This is a genomic window from Amycolatopsis pigmentata (assembly GCF_042684065.1).
GTDB classification, from domain to species: domain Bacteria; phylum Actinomycetota; class Actinomycetes; order Mycobacteriales; family Pseudonocardiaceae; genus Amycolatopsis_E; species Amycolatopsis_E pigmentata.
This window is the reverse complement of record NZ_JBHUKR010000023.1, coordinates 1-15,690: the sequence shown is the minus strand read 5'-3', so window position 1 is coordinate 15,690 and position 15,690 is coordinate 1. Positions and strand designations below refer to the sequence as shown.

Here is a 15,690-nt window from a genome sequence, read left to right as displayed (position 1 = left end):
GCGATATGGCGAAGACCGTGACCGGGCACGACGTCGCCCGGCTTGCCGGTGTCTCGCAGGCGACGGTGTCGCGCGCGCTGAGGAATCTGCCGGGCACCTCTCCGGAAACCCGGGAAGCCGTCCTCGCCGCGGCCGAGGCCTTGAACTACCTTCCGAGCGACAGTGGCCGCGCTCTTTCCACTCAGCGAACCCGCCGCGTCGCCGTGGTGGCGGCGGAGCTGACGAATCCGTACTACCCGGAGCTCGTCGAGCCTCTGCGGCAGGCGTTGCTCGCCCAGAATCTCCGCACAGTGCTGGTGAGCGATCGTCCCGACCCTTCGGACTCCAGAGCGCTGGTGGATCAGCTGGCCGATGGGTCCTACGACGGCGTCATGCTGACGACGACCACGCGCGACTCCACTTTGCCCCGGGACCTGACCGAGCGAGCGGTGCCCCACGTGCTCGTCAACCGGGTCTTGGACCACCCCGAGTCGCCCAGTTGCACGTTCGACAACGTCGACGGCTCGGCGCAGGTCGCGCGTCTTCTCGTGGATCTCGGGCATCAGGCGATCGGCGCCGTCTTCGGTCCGGTCGACACCTCGACCGGGCGAGACCGGGCGGCCGGTTTGCGGGATGCCCTGCGCGCGCTCGGAAAGCCGTTGACGCGCCGCTTCATCCGTCGCGCTTCCGCCTTCGAGCACGACACGGCGTGCCGGCTGGCGCGTGAGCTGCTTTCCCTGAGTCCTCGACCGACGGCCATCGTCTGCGCGAACGACGTCGTTGCCCTGGGCGCGCTCTCGGCGGCCCGCGAACTGGGCCTGGCCGTGCCGTCGGAGGTCACCGTGGTGGGCTTCGACGACATCGCCATGGCCGCGTGGCCGCTGGTCGATCTCACGACGGTGCGCTGCGACCTCCAAGATCTCGCTTCGCGCAGTGTCGACCTGCTCACTGGGCGCCTCCTGGGCGAGTCGCGGGACAACACTCTCGTGCGCGTGCCGGTCGAGTTGGTCGCACGTGGCACGCACGCGCCTCCAGCAGGTGGACAAGCGAGTTAGCCGTCCCTGACATAGTTACTCTTTCGCCCTGAATCTAAGGGATTTTTGTCAAGAAGTCACCATCGCTCGTGATGAGCGACTATTGACAACGCTGAGGTGGCCTGTCTTACTTGGCGCCGGAACCAGGGCGTCGTCGCGGACGCGTGGTGGCTCAAAGGAGAGCGGATACATGGACGGCAACCAATTCACCGGACTCAAGCGCATCGTGCGGCTGACGACCGCCACGGCCCTGGCCGTGAGTCTCGCGGCCTGTGGTGGTCAGGGCAACGGATCCGGCAACGCGAGCGGGGCTTCCGCGAAGTCGGTCGGGGTGCAGATGTGCGCCGAGAGCAACGCGTGGTGCGCGGCCTGGATCAAGGCCTTCGAGGCCGAGATGAGCGCCGCGGGCGTCAAGACCACGGTGCTGACGTCGAATTTCAACCAGGCGGAGGACAACCAGCACATCAGTCAGCTCGTGGCCAAGAAGCCGGATGTGCTGGTCATGGGCGCGGCCGACGGCAATGCCGCGATTCCCGCGATCGAACGGGCGGCCGCCGCCGGAGTGAAGCTCGTGAACGTCGTCGGCCCCCTGCCCGAGGTGGTCCAGAAGGACTTGACGGCCAACGTCCGCAGCGACAATCCCTCGCTCGGGAAGTTCGCCGCGCAGAATCTGGTCGCGGGCTTGAAGCAAGCGGGATACGCCGCCGGCAACGTCGTCGTCCTGCAGGGGACACAATCGTCGCCGACCGTGCAGGAAACCCTGGACGGGTTCAGGAAAGAGATGGCGAATTCGCCCGAGTACAAGATCGTGTCCTTTCAGGACGCGCAATGGGATCCACAGAAGACTCAGCAGCTTGCCGCGCAACTGCTTGCCGAATACAACGCCAAGGGCGGGATCCAGGGCATCTACGCCAACGCCGACTACATGGCCGCGGGGGCGATTCGCGCCGTCAAGCAGGCGGGTAAGCCGCTCGGCGCGTCGGCCAAGGACGGCGTGATCGTGGTCGCTTCGAACTGCTCGGCCGAGGGGCCCGCGTTGTTGCGTTCCGGCGAACTGTACGGCACGGGCACCTCGGCTCCCTCGACCGAGGCCAAGGCCGCGGCGAAGGTAGTCCTGTCGATCCTCAATGGACAGCAGTTCGAGAAGAACTCCTTCGTCAAGGAGGAGAAAATCACTCGGTCCAACGTCGACGAATTCGCCGACGTGTGCACGTTCTAAGGGCTGGTGACATGACTCAGCCTGATGTCATGACGGAGTCCTACCAGTCGAAAGCGGACGACCGGCCGTTGCTGGTCACGTCGGATCTCAGCAAGTCCTACGGGGCGGTCCGAGCATTGCGCGGCGTTTCGCTCGACGTGGCGGCCGGCGAGATCGTGGGCATCTGCGGCCAGAACGGCGCGGGCAAGAGCACGTTCGTCAAGATCCTGACCGGCCTGGTCCATCCTGACGCCGGTTCCCTGGAGTTCGAGGGCGCTCCACGGCGCTTCAAAAGCACGCTCGACAGCCAGATCGCCGGGATCGCGATCGTCGACCAGGAGCTGTCGTTGGTGCCCCAGCTGACCGTCGAGGAGAACATGTTCCTGGGGCACCGCGACACCCGCTTCATCGGGGGTGGTCCGGCCCGTCGAGCGCGGTGTCACGAGATCCTGCGTGAGTTGGGCCTCGAGCGTGTCTCTCCCCGTGATCGGGCCGGGACACTGCGCATCGGGGAGCGGCAACTCGTCGAGATCGGGAGGCTGATCGCTCGCGATGCCAAGCTGCTGATCCTCGACGAGCCGACCGCCACGTTGAGCGACGTCGAGATCGAGCACGTGTTCCGCGCGGTGCGGAGCCTGGTCCGCCAGGGCCGTAGCGTGCTTTATGTCTCGCATCGGCTGGGTGAGGTTCTCGATCTCTGCGATCGGGTCGTGGTCTTCGGCGACGGAGAGCTCAAGGGCGATCATCCCGTTGCCGACCTCGACCGCGAGAAGCTCGTCCGGCTGATCATCGGCGAGGCCGGGACCGTGAGCACGCCCGGGGCGCCCCTGCCCGGACCAGAGCCCGTGCCGGTCACGACCTCACTGGTCGTCGAGGGATTGACCGTCCCCGGCCGGGTGCGACCGTTCGACCTCGACGTGCCGGGCGGCACGATCGTGGCCCTCGCCGGACAGGTGGGTTCCGGCGCCGGCGAGGTGCTCCGCGCGCTGGCCGGTCTCATTCCCGAGGCGCGGGGAACGGTTCGGGCCGGCGGAATGTCGCCACTCGGTTCCCCACGCCGGGCGCGACGGGCCGGTGTCCGCTTCGTGACGGACGACCGCCGTGGCGAGGGGTTGTTCCTCGCCGACACGGTGCACCACAACCTCACGGCGACACGGCTGACCGAGATCGCCCGGCTGGGCGTTCTCATCCGGCGGAGAACCCTTGCCATCGCCCGCGCGATGGCGCGGCTGGTCGGCGTCAGCGACGACAAACTGCACACCGCCGTGGGTGATCTGAGCGGAGGAAACCAGCAGAAGGTGCTCATCGGCCGCATGCTCGAACCACGTCCGGACGTCTTGCTGCTCGACGAACCGACGCGCGGGGTCGATGTCGCCGGAAGGGCGGAGATCCACCAGGTGATCAAGCGGGCGGCGGCGGCTGGAAGTGTCGTGCTGGTCGCCTCGACCGAACTCGACGAGATCTTCGATCTGGGCTCGAAGATCATCGCCATGGCATCGGGACGTGTCGTGATGGCGGCCGACACCGGTGACGTGAGTCCGGGTGACGTGCTCCACGCGATGACCAGACCACTCGCTGGAGGGGGCCAGGATGACTGAGCAGATCAGCGCGGCACCGCCCAGCGCGAGCACAAGGCCAGGCTCTGCCCGGAAACGCGTTTCACGGCGCTGGATCGCCGCGCCGGTGGCCATCGGGCTGCTCGTGATCGCGTCGGTCACCACGGACGGTTTCGCGACCTGGGAGAACGCCAAGGCGATCGTCGCCTCGGTCGCGGTCATCGGACCGGTCGCGATCGCGGCCACCCTCATCATGGTCAGTGGCAGCCTGTTCTCGCTGTCGCTCGGTGTCACCGCGGCGACCTCGGGAATGCTGTTCCTGTCGTTGCTCGACCGGGGGCTGCTCATCGCCATCGTCGTGACCTTGGTGGCCGGTGCGCTGGTTTTCGCGGCACAGGGGTGGGCGATCGGCGCATGGGGCGTCAACCCCGTGATCATCACGATCGGCGCGGGTTCCCTCCAAGCGGCCGTCGCCGCCGAACTGTCCGGCGGCAACAATGTCCTGGCGCCCGCCGGTTTCCCCGGGCTCGATTTGTTGAGCCGGAACGTGCTGGGACTCCCGATGGGCGTCTACCTGTTCGCGGCCGTGGCGGCCGCCGTCCACGGGTTGCTCAGCCGCACTTCATGGGGACGGGGGATCTACCTCGTGGGCCAGAACCGGCAGGCCGCCTACGTTGCCGGTCTACCGGTGACGGCCATCCTCACCGCCGCGTTCGCCGTGGCCGGTGTGTGCGTCGCCTTGGCGGGCCTGGTGCAGGCGGCCTCGATCACCAGCGCGAACCTGGCCGCGCAGGGCACCCTGACCTTCGACGCCACCGCCGCGGCCGTGGTAGGGGGCAATGCCGTGCAGGGCGGACGAGGTTCCGTGCCACGGACACTGGCGGGTGTGATGATCATCGCGACGGTGACCGATCTCTTCCTGATCCGGGGCTATTCCACGGGAATGCAACTCGCTCTCAAAGGACTGTTGGTCATGGTGTTCGTTTTCCTGTCGGCGAAGTCGAGGGCGGCCCGATGAGCGCGCGAGAAGTCGTTGGTATCACCAGGAGAATTCCGGCGCCTTATTGGCTGACGTCGTCGTTCCTCATCGCACTGGTCCTCGCTCCGGCCTTCGGTGGCACGGCGCTTTCGGCCGTGAACTTCTTCAACATCGGGCAGACGTTCGCGGCCTACGGTCCGCTGGCGCTCGGGCTCGGCCTGTTGATGGTCGCGGGCGAGTTCGACCTGTCGCTGCCCGCCATCTACGGCCTCGGCGCCATGATCGCGGTCCAGACCGGTCAGGCGAACCCGTGGGCCGGACTGGCTCTGGCCGTGACGGCCGCGGCCGCGATCGGTCTGGTCAACGGATTCCTGGTCGCGGCGGCGAAGTTGAACTCGGTACCCGTGACACTCGGAGCGTTCATTGTGGTCAGTGGCCTGATCCTGGTGCTGGGCGGCGGGAAGAGCGTTCCGTACGAGAACTACACGGTGGGCTTGCGACTCGATGAGCCCATCGCCGGACTCGCGTCGATCAGAAGCCTCGTCGCCGTGGGTTTGTTCGTCGCGACAGGGCTTCTCGTCCGTGGCACGCGGTGGGGGCGTGACCTGAAGGCCACGGGCGGCGATCGCCGCGCCGCCGAGGTCGCCGGAGTCCGGACCCAGCGGATCCTGATCGAGACCTTCGGGCTGAGCGCCGGGCTGGCCGGGCTGTCGGGGGCGCTCCTCGGGTACGGGCTCTCGAGCGCGAATCCGGCCTATGGCGGCTTTTCCAGCCTGATCTTCGCCGCGACCGCCGTGTTGCTGGGCGGAGTCCGGCTGGCCGGCGGCGAGGGGAGTGCGGCCGGAATGGCGGCGGGTGTCTTCTCGATGGCACTGCTGGAAGAGCTTCTCGTGGTGACCGAGGCCCAGTCCTACGTCCAGGACCTGCTGACCGGTGGCCTGCTCGTCCTCATCGGAATCGCGGTCAGCCCGCACCTCCTGCGGCAGGCGCGGGCTCGCGGCAGGGTTACCAATCCGACCAAAAGTAGGCGGAGACGGACCCCAATCAATCTGGCTGGATAGAACCGTTTCCGCCGTGGCTGTGGTCGGATTGGTAACGATCGGCACTGTAAGGCTCGACCATGAACTGGACGCTGTTGAACGATTCCACGGCGTCCCGGGGAATGGCTTTGTGCGCTGGGTGTTCGAGGAAGCGGGAGAAGTCCTCGGCACTTTCGAACTCGGAGACCACCGCGTAGTCGGCGTTCGCCGGCCGCTCACCGCGGTCGTGCCCGTGCCGTGCGTGGAAGGGCAGGTCGATCTGGTCCGGCAGGGCCGCGAGGGCCGCGTGGAACGTCTCGATCTGCTGGGGCGTCGCCGTTTCCTTGAACCTGACGGTCAGGCAGTGGATCAGCATGCGGTCGACCTCCGGGGTTAAGTCTCTGATCACTAATCTTGATCAGGACAAGACTACCTTGCTATGAGCAATGAGAACGATACCTTGTCAACGATCGCTAACGGAAACGACTGTGTCACAGTCGACCTCTATCAGGAAGCAGGAGTCATGAACCAGCTCTCCGGCAAGATCGCCGTCATCACCGGTGCCTCGATGGGCATGGGCGAGGCGCACGCGCGGCTGTTCGTCGAACGCGGCGCCAAGGTCGTCCTGGCCGACATCGCCGACGACCTGGGTGCGGCGCTGGCCGCGGAACTCGGCGAGAACGCGTTCTTCGTCCGCCTCGATGTGGCCGACGAGCAGGATTGGGCTCACGCCGTCGATGCCACGACCCGGCGGTTCGGGGCGCCGAACGTGCTGGTCGGCAACGCGGGCCTGGCCGGGTCCAACACGCGCACCGCCGACCTCTCGGCCGAGGAGTACCAGCGAACCGTCGACGTCGACATGCGCGGGATCTTCCTTGGCATGAAGGCGGTTCTGCCCGGCATGGTCGAACAGGGCGGTGGCTCGATCGTCAACATCTCCTCGATCGCCGGCTTCGCCCACCAGCCCCAGTCGCCCAATATCGCCTACACCGGCTCGAAGTTCGCGGTGCGGGGCATGACGAAGTCCGTCGCGTCCGAGTACGGCCGGTACGGCGTCCGCGCGAACTCGATCCACCCGGGCGCGATCCTGACGCCGATGCTGCAAGAGGCGTTCTCGGCCGAGGTCCAGGCGAAAGTCGTGGCGGACATCCCGATCGGCCGCATGGCGGCTCCCCGCGAGGTCTCCGAGGCCGTCGCGTTCCTCGCCTCGGACGCCGCGTCCTACGTTTCCGGCACCGAACTCGTGGTCGATGGCGCGATGCTCGCCCAGTAGTGCATCGCGTTAGTTGTGGTTGACATAGGCGCGTGCTCTCTTGGTTGACAAGAAGTTGACTGATGATACAAAGTTAGCAGTGATGGACTAGCGGGGATGCTCGATACACGCTCCCCGGTCCCCGTGGTTCTCTCCCTCCACAAAGGAGCTTCACGTGTCCGATCGGCGAGTTTTCATCCTCGGCGGCCACCAGACCGACTTCCAGCTCAAGTGGCCTGCCGACGACCTGTTCGGCATGCTCGAGGCGTCGATTCTCGGTGCCCTGCGGGACGCGGAGGTCGAGACCTCGGCCGTCGACTCGATCCACATCGCCAATTTCGGGGCGGAGATCTTCTCCGGCCAGGCGCTTCTCGGCGGCATGGCGGTCTCGGTGCACCCGGACTTCGCCGGACTGCCCACCGTGCGGCACGAATCGGCGTGTGCCTCGGGCGGCGTCGCCATCCTGCAGGCGATGGCGGAGATCGAAGCGGGTCGCAGCGAAGTCGTCGTGGTCACCGGCGTGGAGATCATGCGGAACGTCCCGGGGCGCGAAGCGGCCGAGCGCATGCGTGCCGGCACCTGGCTGGGGAGGGAGGTCGTCGACGAGTCCCTGCCGGTGACACGGCTCTTCGGGAAGATGGCCGACGAGTACCAGCGGCGCTACGGGATCGACCATGCCCATCTCGGCCGGATCGCCGAGAAGAATCTGACCAACGCCCGGCGGAACCCGAAGGCGCAGACGCGTTCCTGGGATCTCGACGCGGTGAGTTTCGGTGAGGATGACGAGACCAACCCCGTGGTCTCGGGACTGCTGCGCAAGCAGGACTGTGGACGCATCACCGACGGCGGGGCCGCGGTGGTGCTGGCCTCGGCGTCATTCACCGAACGTCACCTCGCCCGGCGGTCGATCTCGATGGCCGGCGTTCCGGTCATCGGCGGTTGGGGCCACAGCACGGCACCTCTCCTGCTCGAGGACAAGTTCCGCGCCAGCCAGGATGATCGCTACGTCTTCCCGTTCGTCAGGTCGGCGATCACGAGCGCCTACCGCCGGGCGGGTGTCGACGGCCCGCGCGACCTGGATGTCATCGAAACCCACGACTGCTACTCCATCACGGAATACCTGGCGCTCGACCACTTCGGGATCACGGCGCCGGGCGAATCCTGGGTCGCGGTCGAGAAGGGCGAGACCGACTTCGACGGGCCGCTGCCGGTCAATCCGAGCGGAGGGCTGATCGGGCTGGGGCACCCGCTCGGCGCGACGGGCGTGCGAATGCTGCTCGACGCCGCCCGGCAGGTGTCCGGGACCGCCGGTGACTACCAGGTCGAGGGCGCGGCGCGAGCGGGGACGTTGAATCTCGGTGGGTCGGCGACCTCGGCGGTTTCCTTCGTCGTGGAGCGCGCTGGATGACCGGCCCTGGCCTCCCTCCGGTCGCGCCCGGTCAGTGGGAACGCAAGACCCGGGCGTTGCTCGATCCGTCGGAGTACGAAAGTCCGTTGTTCCTCGTTCTGGCCCACCACGAACCGCTGCTGCGCAACTGGTACCGGTTCACCGGGCGGCTGATGGCTGGGACGACGTTGACCGACCGCGAACGCGAGGTGTTGACGCTTCGCCTGTCGTGGCGAACGGGGACTCCGCTCCAGTGGGGCGAGCACGTGGGGGCCGGTCTCCGGGCAGGCCTTGTGCCGGACGAGATCGCGTCCCTGGCGGGGGAGGAGCCTTCCACTGGGTGGAGCGCGCGGGAGCGGACGGTCATCGAGGCGGCCGATCAACTGTGGGACACCGGAGCGATCGGAGGGGATCTGCTCACGAGGCTGTCCGGTCACTTCTCCATCCGGGAGGTGCTGGAGGTCCTGTTCATCGCGGGCAACACCGTTATGGTCGCGGCGGTCGTCAACACCCTGGGCATCTCCGGAGACTTCGCCGGAGTCCGCGACCTCACCACTTTGCCTTCCAGCGATTCGGTTCGTGAGCGTTCATAGACTAACGGGAGACCACCTTGGCTGTTGAACGCTCATACAGCCCTTCAAGTAGGGAATATATGTGGATTCTGGCGTCACTCGATCACCAAGCCTTGATGGAGTTTAAAAGTTATTGACGATTGACATTGGCGTACGAGTCACCTTAACTGGTGACCGTCGGCACACTTCGGCAAGAAAACCGCGGTGATCCTCCAACCATCCCCGGGTTCACCTCGACCGAAAGAGACAAAGCAATGAAGCTGGCCTGTTCCCTCGCCACGTCGCTCGAGACGCCGCAGCACATGCGAATCGCCGAGGAGCTCGGATACGAGAGGGCGGTCTGTTACGACTCGCCCGCGCTCTATCCGGACATGTGGGTCCAGTTGTGTCGCGCCGCCGACATCACCGAGCGGATCCAACTGGGGTCGGGCGTCCTGATCCCGAGTCTGCGGCACCCCATGGTCACGGCGTCCGCCATCGCCACCCTCGTGGCCGCGATCGGCCCCGAGCGCGTGATCGTGGGAGTCGGCTCCGGGTTCACCGGGCAGCTGGCGATGGGGCGGCCTCCGGTGCCCTGGGCCAAGGTCCGGCGCTATGTGGAGGTCGTGCGCGCGCTTCTTCGTGGTGAGCAGGTGGAGTGGGACGGCGCGATCACCCGGATGATCCACCCGGACGAGCGGTTCGCGCCTGCCCGGCCCATCACCGTGCGGTGGGCGATCGCCGCCGAAGGACCGAAGGGTCTCCAGGTGGCGCGTGACCTGGACGCGGAGGTGCTGCGGATTTCCAGCCCGGTGCCCGGCTTCGCCCGGCAGTCGATGATGACCGTGGGGACGGTCCTGGAAGAGGGGGAGGACCCGGGATCGGAGCGGGTCATCGACGCGGCCGGACATGGCGCCGGGCAACTCCTGCACTGGGCGCTGGAGCACGGGAAGCTCGACGAGCTTCTCCCCGATGGCGGTGGGGAATGGGCCGCGGCGTACGACGCCATTCCGGAGAATGTCCGCCATCTCGCCGTCCACGATCGTCACCTCGTCGAGGTCAACGAGGTCGACAGGCCGTTCGTCACGAGCGAGCTGATGGCCGCCTCCGGCCTGGGGGCCAGTGCGAAGCAGTGGCAGGACAGGTTCGCGGAATTCGAAGCCAACGGGTGCACCACGGTGTCCTTCCAGCCAGCCGGCCGCGACATCGCGCGTGAGCTGGAAGCGTTCGCGGCGGCCTTCCACGGGCGGTGACGCCAGGGACTCCAGGAGACAGCAATGAAGGCGAAAACGAGGCTCGACGCGGACCTCATCCACCGGTACACCGCACAGGGTTTCTGGCAGGGGAACCTGACCGACGACTACCTGGCCGAGTCCGCGGTCAAGGCACCGGAGAAGATCGCGGTCGTGGACCGGGGTCGTTCCTGGTCCTACGGCGAGCTGAACGACAGCGTCAACCGCCTGGCTTCCGCGTTGCACGGCCGTGGCGTGGTCGCCGGTGACGTCGTGTCGTGGATGCTTCCGAACTGGGTCGAGGCGGTCATCGTCCATCTCGCCGCGCTGCGGCTCGGGGCGGTCAGCAACCCGATCATCCCCATCTATCGCCACAACGAGACGAAGTTCATCCTGCACCAGGCCGGTTCGAGGATCGTCGTGGTCCCGCGGCGGTTCCGGAACTTCGACTATCCGGGCATGATCGACGACATCCGGGCCGGCCTCCCCGAGTTGCGGACCGTCGTCGTGGTCGGCGCCGCGCCCGGCGATTCCTTCTGCCGATTCGAAGAACTGCTCGACGAGGGGCAGGCCGGCCCCGTCGAGACGCCCGGCCGCGACGGCAACGACATCGCGTTGCTGCTCTACACCTCCGGCACGACGTCGGCTCCCAAAGGCGCCTTGCACAGTCACAACACGATCGACTTCGAGAACCGCAGCATCATCGACTTCTATGGCCTGTCGGGAAACGACATCGTCTTCATGCCCTCCCCGGTCGGCCACATCACGGGTCTACTCTGCGGGATACAGCTGCCGTTCATGCTCGGCACCACCGTCGTCCTGCTCGACATCTGGGAGCCCGGAAAGGCGCTGGAGCTCATCAGTGACCACCGGTGCAGCTTCGTCGTGGCGGCCACGCCGTTCCTCCATGGGATTCTCCATCACCCGTCGCGGCCCGAGTACGATCTCCGCTCGCTCCGGGTCTTCGCCTGCGGGGGCGCGGACGTGCCCCCGGAACTGATCAAGGCGGCGACGACCACTTTGGACTGCACGGTCAGCCGGGGCTACGGGTCCACCGAGTTCCCCACGGCCATCGGCAGCAACGAAGAGGACGTGCTCGACAAGCGTGCTCACACGGACGGGCGGCCCTACGGTGAGACCGAAGCTCGTCTGGGATCCGATGGGGAGCTTCTGTTGCGGGGGCCGGAGATGTTCCTCGGCTATCTCGACCATTCGTTGAACCCCGACGCCTTCACCGCCGACGGCTGGTTCCGTACCGGCGACCTCGCCCGCATCGATCCGGACGGTTACGTCGAGATCGTCGGCCGGAAGAAGGACATCATCCTCCGGGGCGGGGAGAACATCAGCGCCAGGGAGATCGAGGACCACCTGTTCGAACACCCGAAGATCGCGGAGATCGCCGTCGTCGCCTCGCCGGATCCCGTCCTCGTCGAGCGTATCTGCGCGGTGGTCGTCCCCCAGCCGGGAGAGCAGGTCACCCTGCCCGAGATCGTCGACTGGCTGGCGGCCCGGCAGATCGCGCGTCAGAAGCTGCCCGAACGCCTGATCCTGCTCGATGATCTCCCGCGCAATGCCAGTGGCAAGGTGCAGAAGTTCAAGCTCCGCGAACTCGCGCGCGCCGAGAGCGCCCCGGTTCGAGCCCAGTAGGACCTTCGGCGGGCAACCGTCCAATCCGGAATGGAGACAACGATGAAACCGCACGATCTGACGCGATTCGCGTCGGGCCACCAGTTCCTCGAAGCCCTGCGCTGGCACGCGGGAGCGCTGTGGGCCAGTGACTTCTTCAGCAAGGAAGTCCTCACCTTCTCCGCCGACGGAACGGCGAACGTCGTCGCGGAGATTCCCGGCGCGCCCGGGGGGCTGGGCTTTCTTCCCGACGGTTCCGTCCTGGTGGTGTCCCAGGCCGACGCCACGGTGCAACGGATCGCCACCGATTCGACGGTGAGCACGTACGCGGACTTCAGCGGTATCGCCGGTGGCCTCGGCAACGACATGCTCGTCACCCCGGGCGGGCATGCCTACGCCGGCAACTTCGGATTCGCCCTCGGCGCGGAGGATCCCAAACCGACCAACCTGGCCCACATCGATCCGCAAGGGGGCGTGCACCGTGTCGACGGCGAGGTCGTCTTCCCCAACGGGATGGCTTTCGACCCCGAAGGGGTTCTCCTGGTGGCCGAAACCTTCTTACACCGGATCAGCGCTTTCGACGTAAGGCCGGACGGTTCGTTGTCGGGCAAACGAGTGTGGGCGCAACTCGGCGATTCGTATCACCCCGACGGCATCGCCCTCGACAGCGACGGGGGCGTGTGGTTCGGAAACTCTCCGGCCCTGGGCGACGACTGCGGGTTCTACCGCGTCGTGGAGGGTGGGGAGATCACCGACAAGGTCCCCGTCTCGGGCGCCCAGTCGACCGCCTGCGCCTTCGGCGGTGAGAACCTCGGCACGCTGTACATGAGCCTCAACTACACCACGCCGGAGGATTACAGCGAGGGGCGCTCGTCCGGGGTGATCGCCACCGCCGACGTCGGGCGCGTCGGTGCGCCGGCCAGGTCGGGCGTCGCGGCGGTCTGAGGCCGAGGTGTTCCTCCGCGACGACGAGTCGGGACGACACGCGGTCGATATGATCACTCGACCGGCCAAAAGGAGACAGCAGCAATGGACAAGGAAATCGCGGAACCAGCCAGGGCACGCCCCCGCGACCGGCGGCTTCAGATCGCCAAGAACGCGGGCGAGCTCTTCAGCGCACGCGGTTTCCATTCCGTTCGCATGGACGACATCGCCGAGGCGAGCGGGATCACCGCACGCGCCCTTTATCGTCACTACGAAAACAAACAGGCGCTGCTGGCCCACGTCGTGCTCGAGGATCAACAGCGGATGATCGAGACGCTGACCGAGCTCACGGTGAAGCCCGCCGAGGAACGCGACCTCGACGACAGTCTCACCGCGCTCACCGAGGCCGCGCTGGAGAGTCGCCGGCTGTCATTGTTGTGGCAACGCGAAGCCCGCCATCTCGGCGCCGACGACTATCGCCGCGTGCGTGCCCAGACACGGTGGATCGCGAATCAATTCGAAGCGCTGCTGATCAAATCCGAGTACGCCGATCTCGGCGACGCGGCCGCGGATATCAGGAGCTGGGTCCTGATGAGTCTTCTGTCGAGCCACGGCCACTACGAGCATGCGCTTTCGCGCCAGCGCATCACCCGCGAACTGATCGCCGCGAGCAAACGGGTTCTCGCGGAACCCGCGGCGGTTCCGGGCGCGGAAGCCGGCGACGACGGCGTGGCCAGAACGTCGGGCTCACGCCGTGAACAACTCATTTCTTCGGCGGCGAATGCCTTCCGGCATCACGGCTACGCCGGAGTCAGCATCGATGACATCGGAAGCGAAATCGGTGTCGTCGGGCCGGCGCTGTACCGGTACTTCGACAACAAGGCCGACATCCTGGTCGCCGCGGTCATGCGGCTCCAGGAATGGCAGGCACTGGAGATGACACGCGCGATGCGCACAGCGCGCTCCGACGAGTGCGTACTCGCCGCTCTGGTCGAGGGCTATCTCCGTGTCGCGCTCGAAGCGACCGACCTCCTGGCGGTCTCGCTCACCGAGCGTCTCTACCTGCCGGAACCGGTCAACGAGCGGTTCGACCGGATCCGGGCCGACTATCTCGGCGAATGGCAACGCTGGATGGCGGTCACCCGGCCCGAGGTTCCCGAAGCACTGGCGGCCGTGCTGGTCAACACCGCCAAGACGATCGTCGACGACTGCGTGCGGATCCCGCACCTCCGCGAATATCCGAATTTCGCCGCCGAACTGACGTCCGCCGCGTTCGCCACGCTGGGACTGGACCGCGTCGGACAACGCGAAAAAACCTGAGTTCTCACTATTTCAAGAGGAGTTCCCCGTGAGCTATCGGTCACGTCAGATCGAATTGGCTTCCCGTCCGTCCGGCTGGCCGGAACCGTCGAACTTCCGGCTCGCCGAAACCGAGGTGCCGGATCCGGGCGAAGGCAGGCTCGTGGTCCGCAATCTCCTGATGAGCGTGGATCCGTACATGCGCGGGCGCATGAACGAGGTCAAGACCTATATCGAACCCTACGCGCTCGGCGCGCCCCTCGAGGGTGGCGCGATCGGTGAGGTCGTCGCGTCGCGGGCGGCCGGCCTGAGTAAGGGTGACATCGTCCTGCATTCCGCGGGTTGGCGTGAATACGCGCTCCTCGACGCCGGCTCCGTGGAGAAGGTGTCGGCCGACGAGGCACCGCTGGGCGCGTACCTGGGTGTTCTCGGCATGACCGGCATGACCGCCTATGTGGGCGTGCACAAGGTGGCGGAGGTCCGCGCCGGGGACACCGTGTGGGTCTCGGGTGCCGCGGGCGCGGTCGGCCAGATCGCCGGCCAACTCGCCAAAATCGGTGGTGCCGCGCAGGTTATCGGCAGCGCGGGCTCCGCGGAAAAGGTCGCGCTGCTGACCGAACGGCTCGGCTTCGACGCCGCGTTCGACTACCACGAGGGACGTCTGAAGGACCAGGTGGCCAAGGCAGCGCCGGACGGGCTCGACGTGTACTTCGACAACGTGGGCGGCGAGCACCTGGAGGCCGCGATCGGCGCGGCGAACCTCCACGCGAGGTTCGCGCTCTGCGGCGCCAGTTCCACCTACAACCTCCCGACCGCTTCGCAACCCGCCCCGCGCAACCTGGTCATGGTCCTCCAGAAGCGCCTCCGGCTTCAGGGACTACTGGTGTTCGACCACGAGGCGATCCGCGATGAGTTCATCGCGACGGTGGCGCCGCTGGTCCGCAGCGGCCGTCTGGTTTACGACGAGACGATTTTCGAGGGCCTCGAGAACGCGCCCGAAGCGCTCCTGGCGATCCTCACCGGGAAGACGACCGGCAAGGCGCTGGTCAGGATCGCGCACTGAATTCCCTAGGTTCCGGCTTCGGGCCCCGGGCGGCCCATGGTCGGTGACCATGATCGACTGGTCGTCCATCGTGCCGGCTCACCCGGCATTTCGCAGGCCGATTCAAGGACAGCAGGGAACAGCCAGCGCTGCAGGCGGTTGATTAGGGCGTCCACAGGCGGGGGCCGTGTGCCGTGACCAGTCGTGGGGCGTTCGGTTCGTGCGGGGCCGGAAGCTCGAGCAAGCCGTCGAGCACATCGGCCACACCGCCATCGCGGTTCCAGACCACCCCGCCCACCGGGTCGCAGCGGAAGCCTTTCGCGTCGGTCTCGGTGCGGATCGCGATCGCGTCCGACCACCCACCCGGCCACAAACGCGCCCCGGCCACGACCACCAACCGGCTGTCGGAGAACACGGGTTGGAAGAACCACGCGCCGCTCTCCCGCAGGTCCAGCAGACGTCGCAGCACCGACCTGGGGAAACCTGCACCTCAAATCCGGCCTCGCCGCCGCCCGCGCGGGCGATGCCGACACCGCCGATGCCCACCTCGCCGAAGCCCAACAGGCCGCCACCCACACCGGCGAACGCGACGACTACCGCCTCGCCTTCGGC

At 66.9% G+C, this 15,690-nt stretch carries 15 protein-coding genes; 13 read left to right on the top strand and 2 right to left on the bottom strand.

Features of this window, described 5'->3' with window-relative positions:
* Positions 1 to 5 precede the first annotated feature (5 nt).
* From ACFSXZ_RS35870 to ACFSXZ_RS35850, 5 genes are all read left to right on the top strand, one after another.
* Positions 6 to 1,034, top strand: coding sequence for a LacI family DNA-binding transcriptional regulator (locus ACFSXZ_RS35870; RefSeq protein WP_378270471.1), 1,029 nt, complete (start codon positions 6 to 8; stop codon positions 1,032 to 1,034).
* A 169-nt stretch (positions 1,035 to 1,203) separates the two neighbouring features.
* Positions 1,204 to 2,232, top strand: a complete 1,029-nt coding sequence (locus tag ACFSXZ_RS35865; protein WP_378270470.1) for a sugar ABC transporter substrate-binding protein — start codon at positions 1,204 to 1,206, stop codon at positions 2,230 to 2,232.
* Positions 2,233 to 2,261: 29 nt separating this feature from the next.
* The gene (locus ACFSXZ_RS35860; RefSeq protein WP_378270469.1) at positions 2,262 to 3,809 is read left to right on the top strand and encodes a sugar ABC transporter ATP-binding protein; all 1,548 of its coding nucleotides are present in this window, start codon (positions 2,262 to 2,264) and stop codon (positions 3,807 to 3,809) included.
* Positions 3,802 to 4,785 (top strand): ABC transporter permease, encoded by a 984-nt coding sequence (locus ACFSXZ_RS35855; RefSeq protein ID WP_378270467.1) that lies wholly within the window; start codon positions 3,802 to 3,804, stop codon positions 4,783 to 4,785. Before ACFSXZ_RS35860 ends, ACFSXZ_RS35855 begins: the two co-directional genes overlap by 8 nt.
* Positions 4,782 to 5,807 (top strand): ABC transporter permease, encoded by a 1,026-nt coding sequence (locus ACFSXZ_RS35850; protein ID WP_378270465.1) that lies wholly within the window; start codon positions 4,782 to 4,784, stop codon positions 5,805 to 5,807. The genes ACFSXZ_RS35855 and ACFSXZ_RS35850 overlap by 4 nt, the downstream gene beginning before the upstream one ends.
* On the opposite strand, the gene ACFSXZ_RS35845 is transcribed toward ACFSXZ_RS35850, so the two are convergent.
* A complete protein-coding gene (locus ACFSXZ_RS35845) occupies positions 5,791 to 6,141 on the bottom strand; it encodes a Dabb family protein (protein WP_378270463.1) in 351 nt (116 codons plus the stop codon). The two genes, ACFSXZ_RS35850 and ACFSXZ_RS35845, sit on opposite strands and share 17 nt — an antisense overlap.
* 147 nt (positions 6,142 to 6,288) lie before the next feature.
* On the opposite strand from ACFSXZ_RS35845, the gene ACFSXZ_RS35840 reads away from it, so the two are divergent.
* From ACFSXZ_RS35840 to ACFSXZ_RS35805, 8 genes are all read left to right on the top strand, one after another.
* Complete coding sequence (locus ACFSXZ_RS35840) at positions 6,289 to 7,038, top strand: glucose 1-dehydrogenase (RefSeq protein WP_378270462.1); 750 nt, start codon at positions 6,289 to 6,291, stop codon at positions 7,036 to 7,038.
* 154 nt (positions 7,039 to 7,192) lie between these two features.
* Positions 7,193 to 8,425, top strand: a complete 1,233-nt coding sequence (locus tag ACFSXZ_RS35835) for an acetyl-CoA acetyltransferase (RefSeq protein ID WP_378270461.1) — start codon at positions 7,193 to 7,195, stop codon at positions 8,423 to 8,425.
* On the top strand, positions 8,422 to 8,997 hold the full coding sequence (locus tag ACFSXZ_RS35830; RefSeq protein ID WP_378270460.1) for a carboxymuconolactone decarboxylase family protein: 576 nt from the start codon (positions 8,422 to 8,424) through the stop codon (positions 8,995 to 8,997). Before ACFSXZ_RS35835 ends, ACFSXZ_RS35830 begins: the two co-directional genes overlap by 4 nt.
* Positions 8,998 to 9,230: 233 nt before the next feature.
* Positions 9,231 to 10,208, top strand: a complete 978-nt coding sequence (locus ACFSXZ_RS35825; protein ID WP_378270459.1) for an LLM class flavin-dependent oxidoreductase — start codon at positions 9,231 to 9,233, stop codon at positions 10,206 to 10,208.
* A gap of 24 nt (positions 10,209 to 10,232) precedes the next feature.
* On the top strand, positions 10,233 to 11,834 hold the full coding sequence (locus ACFSXZ_RS35820; protein WP_378270458.1) for an AMP-binding protein: 1,602 nt from the start codon (positions 10,233 to 10,235) through the stop codon (positions 11,832 to 11,834).
* A 42-nt stretch (positions 11,835 to 11,876) separates the two neighbouring features.
* Positions 11,877 to 12,758 (top strand): SMP-30/gluconolactonase/LRE family protein, encoded by an 882-nt coding sequence (locus ACFSXZ_RS35815; RefSeq protein WP_378270457.1) that lies wholly within the window; start codon positions 11,877 to 11,879, stop codon positions 12,756 to 12,758.
* A gap of 84 nt (positions 12,759 to 12,842) precedes the next feature.
* Positions 12,843 to 14,057 carry a TetR/AcrR family transcriptional regulator gene (locus ACFSXZ_RS35810; RefSeq protein ID WP_378270455.1) on the top strand — a complete coding sequence of 405 codons (1,215 nt, stop codon included), beginning with the start codon at positions 12,843 to 12,845 and terminating at the stop codon, positions 14,055 to 14,057.
* Positions 14,058 to 14,085: 28 nt separating this feature from the next.
* The gene (locus tag ACFSXZ_RS35805) at positions 14,086 to 15,099 is read left to right on the top strand and encodes an NADP-dependent oxidoreductase (protein WP_378270453.1); all 1,014 of its coding nucleotides are present in this window, start codon (positions 14,086 to 14,088) and stop codon (positions 15,097 to 15,099) included.
* 142 nt (positions 15,100 to 15,241) lie between these two features.
* On the opposite strand, the gene ACFSXZ_RS35800 is transcribed toward ACFSXZ_RS35805, so the two are convergent.
* Positions 15,242 to 15,547: a hypothetical protein gene (locus ACFSXZ_RS35800; RefSeq protein ID WP_378270452.1), complete on the bottom strand. Its 306-nt coding sequence runs from the start codon at positions 15,545 to 15,547 to the stop codon at positions 15,242 to 15,244.
* Between the last annotated feature and the right edge of the window lie 143 nt (positions 15,548 to 15,690).

Excerpts from the sequence above, each read along its gene's own strand:
- ACFSXZ_RS35870 (WP_378270471.1), top strand. The coding sequence starts at position 6 with ATGGCGAAGACCGTGACCGGGCACGACGTCGCCCGGCTTGCCGGTGTC.
- ACFSXZ_RS35865 (WP_378270470.1), top strand. The coding sequence starts at position 1,204 with ATGGACGGCAACCAATTCACCGGACTCAAGCGCATCGTGCGGCTGACG.
- ACFSXZ_RS35860 (WP_378270469.1), top strand. The coding sequence starts at position 2,262 with ATGACGGAGTCCTACCAGTCGAAAGCGGACGACCGGCCGTTGCTGGTC.
- ACFSXZ_RS35855 (WP_378270467.1), top strand. The coding sequence starts at position 3,802 with ATGACTGAGCAGATCAGCGCGGCACCGCCCAGCGCGAGCACAAGGCCA.
- ACFSXZ_RS35850 (WP_378270465.1), top strand. The coding sequence starts at position 4,782 with ATGAGCGCGCGAGAAGTCGTTGGTATCACCAGGAGAATTCCGGCGCCT.
- ACFSXZ_RS35845 (WP_378270463.1), bottom strand. The coding sequence starts at position 6,141 with ATGCTGATCCACTGCCTGACCGTCAGGTTCAAGGAAACGGCGACGCCC.
- ACFSXZ_RS35840 (WP_378270462.1), top strand. The coding sequence starts at position 6,289 with ATGAACCAGCTCTCCGGCAAGATCGCCGTCATCACCGGTGCCTCGATG.
- ACFSXZ_RS35830 (WP_378270460.1), top strand. The coding sequence starts at position 8,422 with ATGACCGGCCCTGGCCTCCCTCCGGTCGCGCCCGGTCAGTGGGAACGC.
- ACFSXZ_RS35825 (WP_378270459.1), top strand. The coding sequence starts at position 9,231 with ATGAAGCTGGCCTGTTCCCTCGCCACGTCGCTCGAGACGCCGCAGCAC.
- ACFSXZ_RS35820 (WP_378270458.1), top strand. The coding sequence starts at position 10,233 with ATGAAGGCGAAAACGAGGCTCGACGCGGACCTCATCCACCGGTACACC.
- ACFSXZ_RS35815 (WP_378270457.1), top strand. The coding sequence starts at position 11,877 with ATGAAACCGCACGATCTGACGCGATTCGCGTCGGGCCACCAGTTCCTC.
- ACFSXZ_RS35810 (WP_378270455.1), top strand. The coding sequence starts at position 12,843 with ATGGACAAGGAAATCGCGGAACCAGCCAGGGCACGCCCCCGCGACCGG.